Raw genomic sequence first — 18,197 nt, 5'->3', positions numbered from 1 at the left:
TCGTTAGCCCAGCAGCGGAAGGTCGCCGGGGCAGGCGAGCGCGCGGAAGTGGGCGGCTTTGTCCAGCAGCCCCATCTGTTCGTAACAGGCGGCAAGCTTCAGGGCGAAGAACTCGACGGCACGGCAGTCCTCGCGGCGCTCGGCGGCTTCTAGGCATTCGCGGTAGTGCAGCACCGCGAGGTGGTACTGCGCTCCAGCGGCAGCGTGTTCGGCTCGGCAGTGACTCATCCTGAGGGACACGATGTCGGTGGGAACGCCGTTCATGGCCCTGAGTGTAAACAGGCCGGGCGGCACATGAATGCAAGGTGAATCCGATTCTGCTCCGGCCGGGGTGTGGGATGAAGAACCTCAAGGCGGAGTTCGGCCTACAGCGGGCGCGCCCGCACCGTCAGCGCGGGGAGATTCACGTCCGTGAGCCGCACCCGGAGGGCCGTGCCGAGGCTGGCTGGGGTGCTGAGGGGCAGGTCGAGGGCCAGGTCAGGCAGGAGCAGCGTCGCCTGCGGGCCGCGCCGCTCCACCACCACGGCGTCCCACACCCGGTCTGGTTGGGCCGCCACAAAGCGCAGGGTATGGTGCTTGCGGCTGAGGCGCTCTGCCTGCCGGGTCGCGTCCGCGTTCATCTGCGCCTGGGCGACGCGCGCGGCGACCTCCTGGCTGCTGAGGGGGACCCGGCCCGTCAGGTGGGCGCGGAGCTGCTGGTGCACCACCAGGTCGAGGTAGCGCCGCAGCGGACTGGTGGCCTGCGCGTACAGGTCCAGGCCCATGCCGTGGTGCGGACCGGGTGCGGGCTGGAAGCGGGTCCGCGCGAGCGTCTTGCGCCGGGCCCAGTGGGCCGGGAGCGTGTCTCCCTGCACGTCCCGCGTGGGCGCGTCCTGGGTGGCGAAGGGGAGGGGAAGGCCGTGGTCGTCGGCGTAGATCGCGGCGGCCCAGCCCGCCAGCGTCATGCACTCCTGCACCACCGCGCGCATCTCGGGTTTGGGGAGGGGTGCGACCACCGCGCCGTGCTTGTCGGCCCTGACCCGCACCTCGGGAAGGTCGATGCTGAGGGCCCCTTCCCCTTCGCGCAGCGCGCGGCTCGCACGGGCCAGGTGGGCGAGCTGCACAAAGGGTGCCTCACCGGCCTCCAGCCGCTGCTGCGCCTGGGTGTACGTGAGGCGCGTGACGCGCACCCGGGTCAGGTGCACATCCACCGTCTCGGCGTTGCCGTCGGCATCCAGGTCCAGTGCGATGGACAGGGCCGGGCTCGTTTCTGTCAGGCCCAGGCCGGCGCGTTCGACGAGGGCGTCGGGCAGCATTCCGACCGTCTGGTCGGGGAGGTACAGGGTGGCGCCGCGCGCGCGGGCCTCCTCGTCGAGGGGACTCTTCGCCGGGACGAGGGCCGCCACGTCTGCCACATGCACCCATAGCCGCGTGAGGCCGCCGGGAAGCGGCTCGCTGCTCACCGCGTCGTCTGGGTCGCGGTTCCCCTCGTCGTCGATCGCAAAGGCGGGAAGGTGCGTGAGATCGAGGCGTTCTTCTGCGGGAAAGTCGGGGACCGGTTGTGTCACCGGAGTCAGGGCCACGCCCAGCCGGTCGGCGTAGGGGGTGCGGGCCTCGTCCCACAGGCCCAGACGGAGCAGGAGCGCGTGCGCCGCCTCGGGCGTCTCGGGCTGACCCAGCTCGCGCAGAGTGCGCGATTTGGCCTGTTTGCCGCGCGCGACAAGCTCCACCTCCGTGCGCTGCGCAGACGTCAATTCGGGCGTGGTGGAAGGGGCCTCAGTCATGTGTCTGAGGATACGCGGCGGACCTGGCGACTACGGCTAGAACATCCGGCTTTCCATTTCCTCTGTACAACGGAGACCAGCCGCCGAGGAAAGAAGGGCAAAAGAGCCCCTCGCAGAGCCACCTTAACAGTTTTGAAAGTTAGACTTGACATTCTATCTGGGACGTGTTTCTATCTTGGTCAAGGAGGAGCGCATGAATGAACACCCCGACGAGAGCTTTCGCGCTCAGGTGGAGCGTCTGGTGGCCGAGGGCAAACTCACCCCCGAGGAGGCGGCCGGACTGTTGGAGGAGTCTCCCGAAGGCCCTGCGCCTGCTGACGACGGGCCGGAGACCGATCTGGGCACGGTTCCGCCCGACCTGCGGCTGAAGGTCAGCGGGTACAGCCTGACGGTGATTCACGATCCGGCGCTTTCCCGGCCACAGCTCAGCGCAAACCGTGACGGCGAACTGAGCCTGACGGCCACGCCCGAGGGCTGGTGGGTGCGGCGAGTGCACCGGCCCTCCGGTGGCCCCGCGCTCCTCAAGGCGATCCTCGCCGTGCCCTTTGTGCCCCGGCACGTGGCGACGCAGTTGGAGGGCGGCAGCCTCACCCTGCCCGACGCGGGCGGTGAGGTGCGGGCCGACGTGAGTGGCGGTCATCTTCGAATGGGCCGCGCCGCCAGCCTGCACGCGGACGTCAACGGGGGCAACCTGAACGCGGCGGAGATCGCTGGCCCCACACACCTGACGGTCAACGGCGGGAATCTCTCTCTGGAACGAGCGGCCAGCCTCAAAGCCAGCGTGAACGGCGGGAATCTGCGCTGGGCCGGGCAGCTCACCCAGGGTGACCACCGCTTGGAGGTGAATGCCGGCAACGCGACGCTGCACCTGCTTCCCGGCAGCAGTGTGCGTGTCGAGGCCGACGTGACCGTAGGGGCCTTTAAGGCGGACTTTCCCACCCACAGGAGCGGCAGTTTCATCAACACCCGGCACAGCGGCCAGCTCAGCAGCGGTGACGCCCGCCTGTTGTGCCACGTGGCCGCAGGTCAGGTCAAGGTGGTGACCGCATGAGAGAGAAAGTGAAACGCCTCCTTGACCTGGTGCGCGCGGGCAAGCTCACCCTAGAAGACGCCGCGCCGCTGCTCGCGGCCCTGAATCCCCGTCTGACCCTCACGGAGAGTGACCGCGAACTCATCGCGTCCCTGCTTGCCCGTGAGGACCTCGGCAGCGCCCAGGTCGCCGAACACCTGCTGCTGCTGCGGGGCGTGCGGGAGGTGCCCCAGCCGCCCTTTGCGCCGCGTGCTCCCAGACCCCAGTGGACAGGTCCCGGTCCTTTCGACGTGGAGGGCATCATGGCCGGAGTAGACAGCGCGTTGGGCCGCGTTCATGATGTGGTGGAGGCCGTACACGGGGCTCCCCGTGCCCATCCACGCCGCGAGTGGCATTTCGGCGAGACGGCCGCGCCTGCCCGGATCCTGCGGGTGCAGGTCGAGTCCAGCAGCGGCGACGAGTACACCGCTCACCTTCCGGTGAGCCTCGCCCCGCACCTGGACAAGCTGATTCCGCCGCACGGCCGGGAGGCGCTGGAGCGCGCCGGACTCAGCGTTGAGGCGCTGCAACTCCTGGTCGAGGCGGGGCCGCCCCCCGGCGACCTGATCGAGGCCGAGGACAGCGAGGGAAACAGCGTACGGATCAGCCTGAAGTGAGGCGGGGGGCAGCCCCCCTGCGCGTACAGTGACCCTATGCCCAGACCCCTCCCCCTGCCCTTCCCCGACGAGACCGAAGCTCCCCTTGTCACCGAGCTGCGTTTCCCGACAAGCGGCGTCACCGTGCGCGGCGTCTTCGAGCTCAACGAGTTTGCCACGCTCACGCCCGAGAATCTCGACTTCCTGCGCCTCTACATCCGGGTGCGCGGCAACCTCAAGGAGGTGGAGCGGGTGCTGGGCGTGAGTTATCCCACCGTGCGGGCCCGCTTCGATACCCTGCTGCGCGCCATCGGGTACGAGCCGGAGCCCGCGGATCCGCAGGCTGAGGTGCTGGCCAGCCTGGAACGCGGCGAGATCACCCCTGACGAGGCAGCGCGCAAACTGCGGCGCTAACTCGGCCCTCAGTCCTTGGCGAGCCGCTCTTGCCACTGCGTGTAGCTGATGCGGTCAAGGATAAAGGTGTCCCGGGTGTGGGTATAGGTGCCGCGGCCGCCCATGCGGCCCACCAGGTCGAGGGCGGCGGTGTTCACCTGAAAGCGCTGGGCGTCGAGCAGGGCGTCCGCGCGCAGGTGGAGGCCCAACACCTCGCCCAGGATGACGCGGGTGCGGCCGATCAGAACCGTCTGGACCTCGCGGCATTCGAGGGCGGCGGGGCTGGCCGCCACGCGCGGCACACGAACCAGAGTGCCGGGAACCAGCGTGATCCCCAGGGTCGCGGCCTCATCCATTCCGCGGGGAAAGTCAGTCGCCGTGGCGTTCATCACGGGGGCGAGGTCGGCGCTGACGAGATTGACCGTGAATTCACCGCCCGAGCGGAGATTAAGGGCCGTGTCCTTGGGTGTGCCGTCCGGACGGTCGCCGGGTGCGAAGGCCACCACCGCCGGGTCAGACCCCAGCAGCCCGAAGAAGGAAAAGGGCGCGAGGTTGACGCCTCCATCCGCGTTCAGCGTGGTCACCCAGGCGATGGGGCGCGGGACCACGGTACCCGTGAGCAGCTTGTAGCGGTCCGCAGGGTCCAGCGCCGCGAAATCAAAGTGTTCAAAGGCAGGAGAAGCAGTCACGTCTCAGGGTACGGCGCTATGCTCGGCGAGTGCCGGATCCCGAGACACCGCTCACCTACCGTGAGGCCTACGCGCGGCTTTCGCGCATCGCCGCCGAATTGGAAGCTGGCGAAGCTGACCTTGACCGGGTGCTGCCGCTGCTCGAAGAAGCCCGCGCCGCCTATGCCGCTTGCCGCGCGCGCATCGCGGCGGTGCAGGCGGTGCTGGCGGGCGACTGGGCTGGCGGGGAGGAGGACGGCCCCGCGCAGGAGGACTAGGCGCGGCGTATCCTCGCCGCATGAGTGATGCCCGTCCTCCCCTCGCCTCCGCTTCAGCCGAAGCCAGCGTGCCCCGCGTGAATCCCTGGGTCTACCGCCTGGTCCTCTTGATCACGACGCTGCCGGTGGTTCTGCGCGGGCAGCGCATCGAGGTGCACGGCCGCGAGCATGTTCCGCCGCCCGGCACCGCGCTGATCGTGGCGGGGAACCACCGTACGGGCCTGGACCCCTTCCTGATTGCCGCCGCCCTGCCGCCCGGGCGGCACCTGCAGTTCATGGCCAAAAAGGAACTCTTTGTACCGGTGATCGGCGCCATTATTCGCGCGGGAGGCTCTTTTCCGGTGGACCGCCAGGCGAACGATCTGGGGGCCGTCCGTACCGGCCTGCGGATCTTGCAGCGGGGCGGCACCCTGGGCATCTTTCCCGAAGGAACGCGCGGCGGAGGCGAGGTGCAGGGCGGCGTAGCGCTGCTGGCCCTCAAGGGTCAGGCCCCGATCCTGCCGGTGGGCCTGAGCCGCGAAGGGAGACGCTGGATCGTGCGGTTTGGCGAGCCGATTCCACCGGTGGGGGGCATCAAGGCCCTGACCGCTGCCGTAGGGGAGCGGCTCGCCGAACTCGCGCGGCCGGTGAGCCGGTGAATGGAGCAGGCGTAACCGCTGCGGGATCAGAAAGCGGCTATAGTCGGAGAGACGGGCGTGGGGGAAGACCGGTGCAAGTCCGGCACTGTCGCGCAACGGTAACCACGTCTCTTCCCGAGTGGAAGTCCGAACACCTGCCCCGTCCCGGCCCGCGTCAGACTGGCGGGGCTGGTGGCCTAACCTCTCGCGGAATGGAGGAACCGCCCGGCCCCGCCCCGCGGGTGACCCAGGACGCGCCCCTTCCGCCGCCCTCATCGGGGCGGCCTTTTCCGTGAGGGGCAAGGAGGTGCCCAATGCGTAGAGTCTTCCTGTGCACCCTGGGGCTCGCCCTCACCGGGGCGGTGGCGTCCGCGACCAGCTATCCCCTCACCCTGACGGACGACCTGGGGCGCAAAGTCACCCTGCGTGCAGAACCCAAGCGCATCGTCAGCGTGCTGCCCAGCACCACCGAAACGCTGTGCGCCCTGGGGGTGTGTGACCGGCTGGTTGGGGTGGATGACTTCAGTGACTACCCGCAGCAGGTCACGAAGCTCCCGAAGGTGGGCGGCCTGTACGATCCCGACATCGAGAAGATGGTGGCCCTCAAACCCGACCTGGTGCTGGTGAGTAAGTACGGCAAGCTGGTCGAGCCGCTCACCCAGGCGGGAATCACCGTGCTGGCCGTGAATCCCGAGACGTACGAGGAGGTCTTTTCCAAGACCCTCACCCTGGGCCGGGTGGTGAACCGCGAGGCGCAGGCGCGCGCGCTTGTGCTCAATATGCGGCGCGACATTGCCCGCGTCGAGATCCTGACAAAAAACGCCGTGCGCAAGCCGACCACCTACCTCGAAATCGACCCCACGCCGTACTCCATTGGCCCTAACTCATTTATGGGCGTGCTGCTCACCAAGGCGGGGGCGCGCAACATCATTCCTGCCTCGATGGGTGACTTTCCCAAGGTGGACCCGGAATTCATCGTGAAGGCCAACCCGCAGCTGATGCTGGGCCTGGACCTGAAGACCGCGCGCAGCCGCCCCGGCTGGCAGAACCTTCAGGCGGTGCGGACCGGGCGAGTCATCGAGATTCCAAAGGACCTCAATACCATCCTGGGCCGCCCTGGCCCGCGTCTACCCCAGGCGCTGCGGGGCCTGGCACGGCTCGTTCACCCGGAACTCTTTCGGTAGGCGTCCGGCCGTGAACCTGGAGCAGGAGGGGCGGGCGGCGGCCCCGGCAGTGTGGCCCAAGCGCCTCGGCCAGACCGCCGCACTCGTGGCCGCGCTGCTGGCGGCGGTGGTGCTGGCCGTCGGCCTGGGCAGCGTCACCATTCCGCCGGGCGAGGTGCTGGGGGCGTTGTGGCGGGGCCTGACACAGCTCGGGGGGGGCGCGGAGCTCACCGGCAACGACGTGATCGTGTGGCAGATTCGCCTGCCTCGCGTCGCGATGGGCCTGGTGGTGGGCGCCTGCCTCGCGGTGTGTGGGGGAGCTTTTCAGGGGGTGTTTCGCAATCCGCTGGCCGACCCCTACCTGCTGGGCGTGGCGAGTGGGGCGGGGCTGGGAGCGACGGTCGCCATCGTCGCGGGGTGGCCGCACAGCAGCATTCCGCTCGCGGCGCTGCTGCTGGCCCTCGCCGCCGTCAGCGTGACCCTGGTCCTGGCGCGGGAGGGGCGGCGCTTTCCGCCCACGCGCCTGATTTTGGCGGGGGTGGTGGTGGGTAGCGTCCTGACCGCCTGCACCACCTTTTTGATCCTGCGTGGCGAGGACCGGGCGCGGCAGGTGCTCGCGTACACGCTGGGCGATCTGGGCTTCAGCGGGTGGCGGGACGTGGCGACCGTGCTCCCCTACGCCGCCTTGGGCTGCGGCGTGCTGGTCCTGCTGGGGCGCGCGCTGGATACGCTGCAGCTCGGCGACCTCACCGCCCGTAGCTTGGGTGTGCCGGTCGAGCGCCTGCGGCTCTTGGTGGTGGTGGCCGCCAGCCTCGCGACCGCCGCTGCCGTCGCCTACGTAGGCATCATCGGCTTTGTGGGCCTGGTGGTGCCGCACGTCGTTCGGCTCGCCTGGGGAACCACTCACCGCGTCCTCCTCCCCGTCTGTGCCCTGATGGGCGGAACACTCCTGGTGCTGGCGGACCTCTTGGCCCGCGTCACCCTGCTCTCACAGGTCGGGGTGGTGACCACGCTGCTGGGCGGGCCATTTTTCCTGTGGCTGCTGCGGCGGGAGCGGCATGGATAGGATGACCGGCGACCAGCGGCTCGCTGCGGGCCTAGCGCTGGAGGCGCTTGATCTGCACGTTCGGGCCGGGAACATTCCGGCGCTGCGGGGCGTGAGTGCCGCCTTTCACGCGGGGCAGTTTTCCGCCGTGATCGGGCCAAATGGAGCAGGAAAAAGCACGCTGCTGCGGGCGCTGCTGGGCCTCAGCGTGCCGGAGGCGGGAGAAGTGCGGCTCGGGGGCCGTCCGCTGCGTGCGTGGTCGCGCCCGGAGCGGGCCCGCACCCTGGCGTACCTCGCGCAGGGGGAGGCGCTGCCCGAGGGGGCCCGCGTGCGCGACGTGGTGGCCCTGGGGCGCGGTGCGGGCGAGTGGCGGTGGGGCCTCTTTCCCACCCGGCCCTGGACCCAGGCCGACGAGGACGCGGTCACAGAGGCCATGCGCCGCACCGACACCCTGCGTTTTCAGGACCGGCGGGTGACCGACCTCAGCGGCGGCGAGCGCCAACGCGTCAGCCTGGCGCGAGCGCTCGCCGGGCAGCCCCGTTTCCTGCTGCTGGACGAACCCACCAATCACCTCGACCTCGCCTACGGCCTGGAGGTGATTCGTCACGCCCGCTGCGAGGCCGCGGGGGGGCTGGGCGTCGTGGCCGTGCTGCACGACCTGAACCTTGCCGCCCGCGCCGACCGGCTGCTGCTGTTGCAGGGGGGGCGGGTGCTCGCGCAGGGCACGCCGGAGGAGGTGCTGACTCCCGCGCACCTGCACGCGGCCTATGGCCTGCGCGCCCGCGTGGTTCGCGACGTGGGCCGTCTCCTCGTCATTCCGGAGGATTGAATTGCCCCCCAAATTCTTCCCTACGCGCGGCCATCTCCTCGTTTGTCAGGGCCCCAACTGCCAGGCACGGGGCTCTCGCCTGCTGCATCAGGCCCTCTGGAACTACCTGGAACGCACCTCCCTCGCCTACTACAAGAGGGGCGGGACGGTCCGGCTCACCGAGAGTGGCTGTTTGGGCGCCTGCAGCTACGGCCCGACCCTGTGCGTCTACCGCGAGCGGCGCGGCCACCTGGAAGAGGGCTGGTATGCCGCTGTGGATGTTCCCCTGGCGGCGAAAATCGCGCTGGCCGTGCACGAGGAGGCGGAGTTGCCACAGGAGCGGCGGTACGGGCCAGAGAAGGGCGGATGACCGTGAAGGTCTTCTGAGCGCGTCAACCCCGCACCACCTCCAGAATCTTTTCGCCGTACTTGCGGAGCCGCTCCGGTCCCATACCGCGCACGGCCCTGAGGTCATCGGGCGTGTAGGGGACGCGGCGGGCGATCTCCGCCAGGGTGGCGTTGCTGGCGATGATGAAGCGGCTCACCTCCTGCCGCCGCGCTTCGGCGTTGCGCCATTCGCGCAGCCGAGCGTAGATGGCCGCCTGCTCGTCGGTCAGGTCAGCGGCGGGGTCGGGGCCCGCCCCCTCACCCGCCGCCGCGGGCAGGTCGGGGGTGAGCTCGGCGGTGGGGGGCGTCTCGGGAGCCGCTGCGTCTTCCGGGGCCTCTTTCGGTACGTCCGGCTGCGCTTCGGCCGCGGGGCTGGCCTCCTCCGCTGCTGCAGGTTCGGCGGTGGCAAGGGGTGGCGTGACCTCCAGTTCGGGGGCGTCCGGTCCGGCGCTGACGGGGATGGGCAGCGGCGTGGGGGCCTCGGCGGTAGGATGACTGAACACGATCTCGGGCGTCCAGGGCTCCTCCTCAGGGAGCGGTGCGGGGACGGGGGCTTCAAAGGTCACGCGGGCAAGGGGTTCGGGCGTGTCGGGGGTGGCCTCGTCCGGGCGGTTGGGGCGGTCTGGACGGTCGCCTTCACTGCGGCGGGAGAGCCGGGCTTCACGCGTGTCGGGCAGGGGCGGTGCCGCTCGGGTGTCTTCATCGCGCGGGAGCGGCGCAGAGACGGGGGCCGTTCCCGCCGGGTGCAGCAGGGCCAGCGCGGTTTCGGCGTCCTGAAGGCCGGGAGCAAAGATCACGCCGCCGTCCACGCTGCGCGTTCCAGCCAGCACCCCACCGGGAGGGTGCGGGGTGTCGGGTGCGGCGTCGGGCGGGAGCAGCAGCGCCGTCGGTCCGAAGGGAAGCGCGCCGCCGCCCAGCCGCTCGGCCAGTTGCGTGACGGTGCGGGCGGTGCGGGCCAGGCGCAGGGGAAGGGTGGCCACGTCCCGCAGGGCCAGGGCAACGGTGAGGTCGGCGGGGGCCGGCGCGGCCGGAGTGGGCGCGCGGCCCTGTCCGAACAGCAGGGCAAGGGGGTTTCCTTCGAAGCCGGTGAGGGTGACGCCGTGGCGGTACACCACGTAGGCGGCCCCCCGCTCGAACCAGCCGCTCCCCGGCGCGAGGGTGGCGTCCACAATCACCGGCACGTTGACCCGCGCGGCGCGCCGCAGCAGCCGCTCATCAGGTTCGGCCAGCCACACGGCCCGCGCGCCGGTCCAGTCGGCGTCCAGGGTGGCGGCGGCCAGGCCCTGCTCGGCCAGCAGGGCGCGGTTGACGCCCAGCCGCTCGTCCACGCGCAGCACGCCGGGGCCCAGCAGCGCCGCGAGTTGCCGCGCCAGCGCCGCCTCGCCCGCCAGCGTAAGCCCCCAGTCTGCGCCCTCCAGGGCCGCGAGGGCAGCGGCCAACCGGGCGTGTGGGTCGCCCCGCTCGGCGTGCAGGGTCAGCAGCCGGGCATCAGGGCGGGGATGGGGGCGAGAAGGGTGATGGGTCATGCGCTCTATTGTGCCGCACGGCTCCCCGCTTGCCCCCCTCAACCTCCCGGTTCAGTCCTCGAAGCGCAGGTGCCGAACGCTGCGACCCCCCCGGCGAATCTCACGCAGCGCCTCGATACCGATCTGAACGTGCTGGTTGGCAAAGGTCTGCGTCACCCAGCGGTCACTCTCGCTCGTCTTGACACCCTCGGGCGTCATGGGCTGATCAGACACCAGCAGCAGCGCTCCGGTGGGAATGTGGTTGGCAAAGCCCACGGTGAAGATGGTGGCCGTCTCCATATCGATCGCCATGCAGCGCGTACGCGCGAGGTAACGCTTAAAGGTCTCGTCGTGCTCCCACACCCGGCGGTTGGTGGTGTAGACGGTGCCGGTCCAGTAGTCCCGGCCCGCGTCCCGGATGCTCGAGGAGATCGCCCGCTGAAGGCTAAAGGCGGGCAGGGCCGGCACTTCCGGCGGCAGGTAGTCGTTTGAGGTGCCCTCACCGCGAATGGCCGCGATGGGCAGAATCAGGTCACCGACCTTGTTTTTGCGCTTCAGGCCGCCGCACTTGCCCAGAAACAGCACCGCCCGGGGCTGTACGGCCCCAAGCAGGTCCATGATCGTCGCCGCGTTGGCACTGCCCATCGTGAAGTTGATCATGGTGATGCCGTCCGCTGTGATCGTCGGCATGGCCTTGCTTGGATCGTGAACCGCCGTTCCGGTGATCTCCCCAAAGATCTCCAGGTAGTTCATGAAGTTGGTCAGGAGAATGTAGTCCCCGAAGTCGGAAAGGGAGAGGCCGGTATAGCGGGGCAGCCAATTCTCGACGATCTCCTGTTTCGTGCGCATCTGGCCTGCCAGCGTAGGAAGGGCCGTCAGGTGTGTCAATCCGCGAAAGCCTTAAGCCCCGGCGCGCGGCGTTTCGCCGCTGTGGCGGGCAAGGTGCCCTACCGCCCGAAGCGGCGCTCCCGGCCCTGGAAATCCCGCAGGGCGCGCAGAAAGTCCACTCGGCGGAAGCCCGGCCAGTACACGTCACAGAAGTAGAACTCGGAATAGACGCTCTGCCACAGCAGGAAGCCCGAGAGGCGAATCTCACCGCTGGTGCGGATGATGAAGTCGGGGTCGGGCGTGCCCGCCGTGTACAGGTGAGCGCTGATGTGCCGCGGTTCCAGCGTGGCAATCACGTCTTCCAGGTCTCGGCCCGCCGCCGCCTGCTGCGCCAGGTGCTGCTTGACGGCGTCCACGATCTCCTCGCGGCCCCCGTAGCCCACGGCGATGTTGAGCAGCATGCCGTCGTATTCGGCGGTTTTTGCCTCCAGTTCCCGCAGGGCTTCGAGGACATTGCCGGGAAAGCCCTCGTGTTGGCCGATGGCGCGCACACGCACCCGGTTGGCGTGAATGCGGGGATCACGGGCGAGATGGCGCGCCTCGCGGTCGAAGAGGCGCATCAGGTGGGCGAGTTCCTGGGGATCACGGCTGGTGTTGTCGGTGGACAGCACCCAGATGGTCACGGCGGGGATGCCCAGTTCCAGGCACCACTGAAGGACCTCGTGGGCCTTGTCCACGCCGAACTCGTGGCCCAGTTCCCGTTCCACACCCAGCGCCCGCGCGTAACGCCGGTTGCCGTCCAGAATCAGGCCCAGGTGGCGGGGCAGTTTGCCGTGCGCCTTCACCTCGCGGGCGAGGCGCTGCTCGTAGCCCCACAGCAGCAGGCCACGCGCCGTGTCTCGCGTCTTTTTGGCGGCGCGCAGGGCCACCTTGAGGGGTTCACGGCTCGTCACGCGCGCCAGTCTAGCGCCTGCGGTGGGAGCAGGCTTCCACCAAAAGAGGCAAGCTCTAGGCGGGAGCGAGGAGCAGCAGCCCCTGCCGCCGCTCCCAGAGGTCCAGCGCCTTGTGGTCCAGCCGGGACAGGGCTGCCTCCGCCACCCGCGTTCGCGCGGGGCCGCCCTCTCCGCCGTACACGGTCAGGGTGATCCGGCGGTGGGTCATGGCGTGCGTCACCTGCCCCAGCTTGCCCGTCACCGTGGCCCCCAGGCGGTCCAAGAGGCGAGCGAGCGCGTCCTGCTCGGTCTCGTCGGCCGCTACCACCTCGCTCGGCAGGCCCATCAAGCCGCCCAGCAACGTGCCCGCGCGGCGCTCCAATACCGCTTCCCGCGCGTCGCCAAGCAGCAGGGCCACCGCGCGCACCTCCCGCACCGCCGCGCGAAGCTTGGGGACAGGAAAGGCTGCGGGATGACCCGACTGGAAGGCCGCGCACCACGCCGAGACGGGGCACTCGCCGCACCGCGGCGCTCTGGGAGTACAGACGGTGGCTCCCAGGTCCATCAGCGCCTCGTTAAAGGCTCCGGGACGAGCGGGGTCGAGCAGTTCGGCGGCCCGCGCCTGTACCCAGGGTTCTGTGGGCCGCTGCTCAGCGTGCAGCCGGGAGAGGACTCGCCGCACGTTTCCGTCATTCACCGCGCGCGCCTCCCCGCCGGCGAGGCTGGCGATGGCGGCAGCCGTGTACGGCCCGACGCCGGGCAGGGCGCGCCACCCCGCGTAGCTTGTGGGGAAACCTTCCCGCACGATCACGCCCGCAGCCCGGTGCAGGTTTCTTGCCCGCGCGTAGTACCCGCAGCCCTCCCACGCCTTGAGAATGGCCTCCAGCGGGGCAGAGGCGAGGGCCTCTACGGTCGGAAAGGCCCTCACAAAGCGCTCGAAGTACACCCGCCCGCGGCTCACCTGCGTTTGCTGCAAGAGCACCTCCGAGACCCACACGCGGTAGGGGTCACGCCGTCCTTCAGGCCCTACCCGCCAGGGCAGCTCGCGCCCCGAACGGTCAAACCAGGCGAGCAGCGCGGCGCGCACCTCGAGCAGGGGAAGGCTCACCGAGCGAGTGTAGCGGGAAGCCGACTTCGCAAACCGTGTGGCATGCAGCGAAAGGGACGCTCCTTATGGAAGCGTCCAGCCGGGAGCGCAGGAGGCTAGAGGCCCCTGAGGTAGGCGTGAATGGCGTTTATCTGCTCGTCCGTGGCGGGCGCGCCGTCTAGGCCCGTCTCCCCAAAGCGGGGCATGACGGGAGCAAGCTCGCGCCCATCCGGGGCCCGGCCGCGCAGAACGGCCTCGGCAAAAGCCGCCGCAGTCCAATGCTTGGTGGCGGTGAGCGCGGGGCCAACGCCGCCCTGGGCCTGCGGACCGTGGCAGCCCGCGCAGTTGGTGGCGTAGAGCGTCTGCCCGTTCACGGGGGTTCCGGTGGCGACGGAGACCGCCTCTGCCCCCCCCGCTGTTTCCCCAGCGATCTTCAGGCCGGTGATGTAGGAGCCGGTCCCGATGGCCACCGCCAGCACGGTAAAGGTGAGAACGGCGGTGATCTCGCGCCTGCTGAAGCCGTCGCCGCTCATCAGTACAGCCTCCAGCCAGGAACCAGCTGCATGTTGGCGACCATACGCGCGAGCACCGGCCCATACATCAGCAGCACCAGCGCCAGGGCCAGCACCCACAGGGCCATCAGCGGCTCGGTGAGACGCACCAGGGGATGAGCCGCAGCGAGCTTCTCCCCGGCGGGGCTGATCGCCTCGCTGTAGGGGATGGGCGTTTGTTCACCGTTTTCCACTCGGGGGGAAAGCAGCATGCGAAACAGCACCGAGAAGTACAGGAGGGCGCTGATGAGCAGGATGACGCCGCTGATCGCCGTCAACATGGTGGGAATGGCGATGGGCAGGTCGCGGTATACGTCCGGGGCGGCCGCGCTGACCTGCGCGCGGCGGGACACGCCATACAGGCCCTGCCAGTGCATCCCCAGCGCGAAGACCATCATGCCGACGAACCAGGTCCAGACCGCCCAGGAGGCGACCCTCATGGAGGGCAGGCGCTTGCCGGTGAGGTGCGGGATCAGCCACAGGGCGATGCCCATGAAGCTGAGGGTGGTGGCGGTGCCCACGGTGATATGGAAGTGCCCGGGAATCCAAGCGGTGTTGTGAACGACCGGCGAGAAGGAAGAACTGGCGTTTACGACGCCGCCTGCGCCGCCCAGGATAAAGGAGATCATCGCCAGAACCTGAGCGCTAAAGATCGCGTTCCCCCAGGGCAGCCGGGTGACCCAGCCGACCAGGCCCCGACCACCCCGCGCCCGCGCGGCGTCCTCCAGCGAGGCCGTGACCGAGAAGGCAGTCAGCAGGCTGGGCACCGCGATCATGAACGTCAGGAACATGTGGACGGTCTTCCACAGGTTGGAGATGTTGGGGTCGGCATACTGGTGATGAATGCCAACCGGTGTGGAGTTGAGCAGGAACAGCACAAACACCAGTCGGGTGAGGGGTTCGGAAACGGTGCGGCCTCCCGCGTGCCGGGGAATAAAGGCATACCAGGAGATGTAGGCCGGAAGCACCCAGAAGTAGACGATGGCGTGCCCGGTCCACCAGAAAAGCGTCTTCGAGAGCAGCGGGTCTACGCCCCCCACCAGGCCCAGCGACCAGGGGATCAGCAGGGCCACCACCTCGGTGACGATGCCCAGCGAGGCGACGAACCACATCATCCACACGGCGACACTCATAAAGGTCACCAAGGGGGTGACTTTGCCCGGATTGGCCCGCTTCCAGTTCCACCACATCAGCACGATTTGGCCCACCACCAGCAGGCTGGAGCCCACCATGATGGCCGCCCCGATGTAGAAGAGCGCGTCACCCTGCATGGGCGGGTAGAAGGTATACAGCAGGGTAGCGCGGTTGGTGAGGAGCGGCACGGCGGCCAGCAGCAGCCCGGCCGTCATCAGGACGTAGGTGAACCAGGCAAAGCGCATGTTGATCCGTGCGCCCAGGTCGCGAACCGGCAGGTACAGCAGCCAGCCGCTGATGAAAAACTGCGTGAACACCAGGGCATTGAGCACGCCGTGAAGCGAGAGACCCTGGTAGTAGGACTTGAGCAGCGCCTTGACAATGGGGATGTCGTAGACGTTGATCCCGCCGTAGTTCAGCGCTTGGAGGGGGCCGATCAGCACGCCGATGAAGAGGGCCAGAAAGGCCGTCACGACGTAGTACTGCGTGACCTTTTTGAGAGAAGCGAGGTACCCGGCATCGGTGATGGGCGGGGGCTGGCGCACCACGCCCGTCGGGGCGGGGATACCGGAGGCGCTGGCCTGCCCGGGCGGGGCGTGAAGGGGCGTGGTCGTCACAAGGGTTCTCCTGCGGGGGGAGGGGACACGGCTTTCATAGAACTGTTCAACCGGAATTCGTACTACTGCTGCGGCGTTTCCACGATCACGCGGGTGACCATGTTGTGGTGGCCGATTCCGCAGTACTCGTTGCAGATGGTGCTCAGGGTGCCGGGACGGCGGAAGGTGGTGGTAAAACTGGCGACTTGGCCGGGAATGGCAGTCGCGTTGATGTTGGTGCCCTCCACCTGGTACCCGTGCAGCACATCAAGCGAGGTGACGTGGAAGGTGACGGGGCGGCCAGCGGGCACCCGCAGCACGGTGGGTTCGAAGGCAAAAGCTTTGGCCACCACAAAGGCTTCTAGGGTGCCGTCGGGATTCTCGCGCAGGCCTGGCTTTGCGAAGGGCGTGGCGGCGATGTTCTTGGGGTCGATCCGGCCGTTTTGCACCCCGGTGATGTGGTGCCCGCCTTCCCCGCGGAGAGAAGGGTAGGTGCCGCTGACGAAGCTGGCGATGGCACTCGTAAAGAGGAGCACGTTCATCACGATGGCCACGCCCAGCCAAATGTTCTCTAGGCGTTCCAGGGTGTGATGTTCGAGCCGGGGGACAGGACGTCTACTCGTCATGGCTTCAGGCCCTGCCCTGCTGGATTCCCAGCACCAGCATCCACAGCCAGAGGATCGAGAGCAGCACCACCGCGACAAGCATCAGCGTGCCCACCGGAACCACGCTGCGCTGCGGCTCCTGTTCCTGGTGTGGGCCTGGGTCTAGAGGCGGGCGGCTCATGAGGCGGCCTCCTGCCCGGCGTCGTCCGCGACGGTGATCCCGGCCAGCCGCGTGCTGACCTCGCGCAGGCCGCGGTCGGTCACGATGCCAACCGGGCGCGAACCGTCCGTCACGGGAAGACGGCGGACGCCGCGCTGCCGCAGCAGCCGGGCAGCATCTGGGACGCTGTGGCCAGGCGTGATACGGATTCTGCCCCCGCCGTTCGCCCTCAGTGCTTTCCCGAAGGCGAACGCCATTGTGGAATCCGTCCCTTTTCCTTCTCCCGCCGGTCGGGGTTCACAGGGACCGCATCCCTGTTCAAGCGGAATCCGTATGCCACCAACAGGGGCTGTCGACATCCATTCGGAAACAAGCAAGGGGGAACCTCCTTTCCCGCAGCCTCCCCCCGTCCCATTACGAGGCCATTACCGCTTCGACTCTGCGGCCTGCCCCTCCTGCTCCGCCGCCCAGCACAGGAGCTCGCCTGCCTTGAGGCGCTCGGCGAGACGCACGGTATCGGGCATGGGGGTGTCCCCGACCTCCTCACGCAGGTAACGGCGGTAGCGGCGGTAGTGCTCGACCGCCTCGAAGCGGCCCCTTGTCTGCGCCAGGCAGGTCATCAGGCGCTGGTGGTGGTCTTCCCCGATCAGGGGATCACTCTGCACGGCCCGCAGCAGCGTCTGGGCAGCCAGTGGACACTCGCGCCGCGCGCAGTGCAGCGACGAGAGCGCGACATGGGCCCGCACCCGCGCGGCGCGCCAGTACGCCCGCGCCTCCTCGACCCATTCGGCCCGCACCTGCGGCAGGTACTCGCCGTCCACGCAGGCCAGTGCTCGGCGCAGGGCCTCCTCACGCTCGTCCCCCGTGCGGGCAGCCCGGGCGGCTTCCAGACCCGCTTGCAGCGCTGCGGTATCGCTGGCGGCGAGCAGCTCGGGGTGTAGCAGGTAACGTCCCCGCACCTCCGTCACGGCGTCGGCCCGGCCCAGCGTTGCCCGCAGGCGGTGGAGCGCGACCCGAAAACGGTTGGTGGCGGTGGGGGTGTCTTCTAGGCCCCACAGGTCGGCGAGCACGTCCGCGCGGTACGCCCCCTGTGGATGGGCGTGCAGGTACCAGAGCAACTCCTCAGCGCTGCGCGCGGGCCAGACCAGGGGTTGTCCGTTGAGGGTAACAAGGGCGTCACCCAGTGTCCGCAGGTGGAGGGTGGTGGGGGCAAAGTCGGTCATTGCTCGTGCCTCCCTTCACAGGAAGGATGCGCCTGTAGGGGAAGGCAGGTGTCCCCGTTTCTGTGCTCCTGGGCGGCAACCCCCGCCGGTGCTTGGCCCCGCGTGGTATGACCTTCCCATGACCCTTCAGGAACAAGCCCGGCAGCAGGCCGACCTGTTGCAGGGGTGGCTGGAGCAGCTCAACGACCTGACCCTCAGCACTCCGCCGGAGCGCGTCGCCCTCGTCTGTGTGGACCTGATCGAGGGGTTCACGCGGCGGGGGGCCCTCGCCAGCCCGCGGGTCGCGGCGATTATTCCCCGAATCACCGACCTGATTCGCAGCCTGCTGGACTGCGGGGTTCCGGCCTCAAACATCGTCCTCGTGCAGGACGCCCATCCACAGGACGCCAAGGAATTTGCGGCCTACCCGCCCCACTGCGTCGCGGGCACACCCGAGGCCGAGGCCGTGGCCGAACTGCGCGCGCTGCCCGAGTTCTCGTCTTTCCGGCACGTTCAGAAGAACAGCATCGCCAGTCATACCAGCCCTGAATTTCAGGCGTGGCTCGCCGAGGCGGACTTTGACGCGGTCATCGCTGTGGGGGACGTGACGGACCTTTGCCTCTACACGCTGGCCCTGCACCTCGTGACGTACGGCATGGCGCAGCAGAAGGACTGGCGGGTGATCGTGCCCGAAGAGGGCGTGCAGACCTGGGATGCCCCCGGTCACCCAGGGGACCTGTATCACGCCCTCTTCCTGCACCAGCTCGAACGCAACGGCGTAGAGGTCGTGCGGCGCGTGCGCTGCTAATC

General features: G+C 68.9%; 23 protein-coding genes and 1 riboswitch. Of the genes, 10 read left to right on the top strand and 13 right to left on the bottom strand.

All coding sequences use genetic code 11. The features are described 5' to 3' along the window. Positions 1 to 3: 3 nt before the first annotated feature. Positions 4 to 264 carry a hypothetical protein gene (locus EI73_RS07970; protein ID WP_034385799.1) on the bottom strand — a complete coding sequence of 87 codons (261 nt, stop codon included), beginning with the start codon at positions 262 to 264 and terminating at the stop codon, positions 4 to 6. Between the two features lie 101 nt (positions 265 to 365). After that, the gene (locus EI73_RS07965; protein WP_034385797.1) at positions 366 to 1,763 is read right to left on the bottom strand and encodes a ribonuclease catalytic domain-containing protein; all 1,398 of its coding nucleotides are present in this window, start codon (positions 1,761 to 1,763) and stop codon (positions 366 to 368) included. A gap of 193 nt (positions 1,764 to 1,956) precedes the next feature. Here EI73_RS07965 and EI73_RS07960 point away from each other — a divergent pair, with 193 nt between their 5' ends. The 3 genes from EI73_RS07960 to EI73_RS07950 are packed head-to-tail and all read left to right on the top strand — an operon-like array spanning position 1,957 to position 3,842. Next, the gene (locus EI73_RS07960) at positions 1,957 to 2,814 is read left to right on the top strand and encodes a hypothetical protein (RefSeq protein ID WP_034385795.1); all 858 of its coding nucleotides are present in this window, start codon (positions 1,957 to 1,959) and stop codon (positions 2,812 to 2,814) included. Next, positions 2,811 to 3,449, top strand: coding sequence for a hypothetical protein (locus EI73_RS07955; RefSeq protein WP_034385793.1), 639 nt, complete (start codon positions 2,811 to 2,813; stop codon positions 3,447 to 3,449). Before EI73_RS07960 ends, EI73_RS07955 begins: the two co-directional genes overlap by 4 nt. 36 nt (positions 3,450 to 3,485) lie before the next feature. After that, positions 3,486 to 3,842, top strand: coding sequence for a DUF2089 domain-containing protein (locus tag EI73_RS07950; RefSeq protein WP_034385791.1), 357 nt, complete (start codon positions 3,486 to 3,488; stop codon positions 3,840 to 3,842). Positions 3,843 to 3,850: 8 nt separating this feature from the next. Here the strand turns inward: EI73_RS07950 and EI73_RS07945 are convergent, their stop codons facing one another. Then, positions 3,851 to 4,510, bottom strand: a complete 660-nt coding sequence (locus EI73_RS07945) for a flavin reductase family protein (RefSeq protein ID WP_034385789.1) — start codon at positions 4,508 to 4,510, stop codon at positions 3,851 to 3,853. A 29-nt stretch (positions 4,511 to 4,539) separates the two neighbouring features. Between EI73_RS07945 and xseB the strand changes: the two genes are divergently transcribed. From xseB to EI73_RS07915, 6 genes are all read left to right on the top strand, one after another. After that, entirely contained in the window at positions 4,540 to 4,767 is a 228-nt protein-coding gene (xseB, locus tag EI73_RS07940) for an exodeoxyribonuclease VII small subunit (RefSeq protein WP_034385787.1), read from the top strand. A 20-nt stretch (positions 4,768 to 4,787) separates the two neighbouring features. Next, positions 4,788 to 5,405, top strand: coding sequence for a 1-acyl-sn-glycerol-3-phosphate acyltransferase (locus EI73_RS07935; protein ID WP_034385785.1), 618 nt, complete (start codon positions 4,788 to 4,790; stop codon positions 5,403 to 5,405). Between the two features lie 29 nt (positions 5,406 to 5,434). Next, a riboswitch (cobalamin riboswitch) is annotated at positions 5,435 to 5,562 on the top strand. 136 nt (positions 5,563 to 5,698) lie between these two features. Further along, positions 5,699 to 6,568, top strand: coding sequence for an ABC transporter substrate-binding protein (locus EI73_RS07930; protein ID WP_034385783.1), 870 nt, complete (start codon positions 5,699 to 5,701; stop codon positions 6,566 to 6,568). A 10-nt stretch (positions 6,569 to 6,578) separates the two neighbouring features. Further along, on the top strand, positions 6,579 to 7,613 hold the full coding sequence (locus EI73_RS07925; RefSeq protein ID WP_034385781.1) for an iron ABC transporter permease: 1,035 nt from the start codon (positions 6,579 to 6,581) through the stop codon (positions 7,611 to 7,613). Beyond that, positions 7,606 to 8,421, top strand: coding sequence for an ABC transporter ATP-binding protein (locus EI73_RS07920; protein ID WP_156103486.1), 816 nt, complete (start codon positions 7,606 to 7,608; stop codon positions 8,419 to 8,421). The genes EI73_RS07925 and EI73_RS07920 overlap by 8 nt, the downstream gene beginning before the upstream one ends. A gap of 1 nt (position 8,422) precedes the next feature. Next, a complete protein-coding gene (locus EI73_RS07915; RefSeq protein WP_034385778.1) occupies positions 8,423 to 8,770 on the top strand; it encodes a ferredoxin in 348 nt (115 codons plus the stop codon). A 22-nt stretch (positions 8,771 to 8,792) separates the two neighbouring features. On the opposite strand, the gene EI73_RS07910 is transcribed toward EI73_RS07915, so the two are convergent. The 10 genes from EI73_RS07910 to EI73_RS07870 all read right to left on the bottom strand — a co-directional run bounded on the left by EI73_RS07910 (position 8,793) and on the right by EI73_RS07870 (position 17,408). Further along, on the bottom strand, positions 8,793 to 10,313 hold the full coding sequence (locus EI73_RS07910) for an HRDC domain-containing protein (RefSeq protein ID WP_034385777.1): 1,521 nt from the start codon (positions 10,311 to 10,313) through the stop codon (positions 8,793 to 8,795). Positions 10,314 to 10,364: 51 nt separating this feature from the next. Then, complete coding sequence (locus EI73_RS07905; protein ID WP_034385775.1) at positions 10,365 to 11,141, bottom strand: AMP nucleosidase; 777 nt, start codon at positions 11,139 to 11,141, stop codon at positions 10,365 to 10,367. 98 nt (positions 11,142 to 11,239) lie between these two features. Beyond that, entirely contained in the window at positions 11,240 to 12,073 is an 834-nt protein-coding gene (locus EI73_RS07900; protein ID WP_034385773.1) for an isoprenyl transferase, read from the bottom strand. A 55-nt stretch (positions 12,074 to 12,128) separates the two neighbouring features. After that, complete coding sequence (gene mutY, locus EI73_RS07895; protein ID WP_034385771.1) at positions 12,129 to 13,160, bottom strand: A/G-specific adenine glycosylase; 1,032 nt, start codon at positions 13,158 to 13,160, stop codon at positions 12,129 to 12,131. Positions 13,161 to 13,255: 95 nt separating this feature from the next. Next, the gene (locus EI73_RS07890; RefSeq protein ID WP_034385769.1) at positions 13,256 to 13,672 is read right to left on the bottom strand and encodes a cytochrome c; all 417 of its coding nucleotides are present in this window, start codon (positions 13,670 to 13,672) and stop codon (positions 13,256 to 13,258) included. Then, on the bottom strand, positions 13,672 to 15,441 hold the full coding sequence (locus tag EI73_RS07885) for a b(o/a)3-type cytochrome-c oxidase subunit 1 (RefSeq protein WP_081908986.1): 1,770 nt from the start codon (positions 15,439 to 15,441) through the stop codon (positions 13,672 to 13,674). Before EI73_RS07885 ends, EI73_RS07890 begins: the two co-directional genes overlap by 1 nt. Before the next feature lie 62 nt (positions 15,442 to 15,503). Continuing rightward, positions 15,504 to 16,046, bottom strand: coding sequence for a cytochrome c oxidase subunit II (locus EI73_RS07880; RefSeq protein ID WP_034385767.1), 543 nt, complete (start codon positions 16,044 to 16,046; stop codon positions 15,504 to 15,506). Positions 16,047 to 16,050: 4 nt separating this feature from the next. Next, positions 16,051 to 16,206, bottom strand: coding sequence for a hypothetical protein (locus EI73_RS16260; protein ID WP_156103485.1), 156 nt, complete (start codon positions 16,204 to 16,206; stop codon positions 16,051 to 16,053). Then, on the bottom strand, positions 16,203 to 16,442 hold the full coding sequence (locus EI73_RS16835; RefSeq protein WP_034385765.1) for a CBS domain-containing protein: 240 nt from the start codon (positions 16,440 to 16,442) through the stop codon (positions 16,203 to 16,205). The genes EI73_RS16260 and EI73_RS16835 overlap by 4 nt, the downstream gene beginning before the upstream one ends. Positions 16,443 to 16,610: 168 nt before the next feature. Continuing rightward, positions 16,611 to 17,408, bottom strand: coding sequence for a BTAD domain-containing putative transcriptional regulator (locus EI73_RS07870; protein ID WP_034385763.1), 798 nt, complete (start codon positions 17,406 to 17,408; stop codon positions 16,611 to 16,613). Between the two features lie 118 nt (positions 17,409 to 17,526). Here EI73_RS07870 and EI73_RS07865 point away from each other — a divergent pair, with 118 nt between their 5' ends. Beyond that, positions 17,527 to 18,195 carry a cysteine hydrolase family protein gene (locus EI73_RS07865; protein WP_034385761.1) on the top strand — a complete coding sequence of 223 codons (669 nt, stop codon included), beginning with the start codon at positions 17,527 to 17,529 and terminating at the stop codon, positions 18,193 to 18,195. Positions 18,196 to 18,197: the final 2 nt, after the last annotated feature.

This window comes from Deinococcus sp. YIM 77859, assembly GCF_000745175.1.
Classification (GTDB): Bacteria; Deinococcota; Deinococci; order Deinococcales; family Deinococcaceae; genus Deinococcus.
Note: the sequence above shows the minus strand (reverse complement) of the source record. Positions and strands in the feature narration are given on the sequence as shown.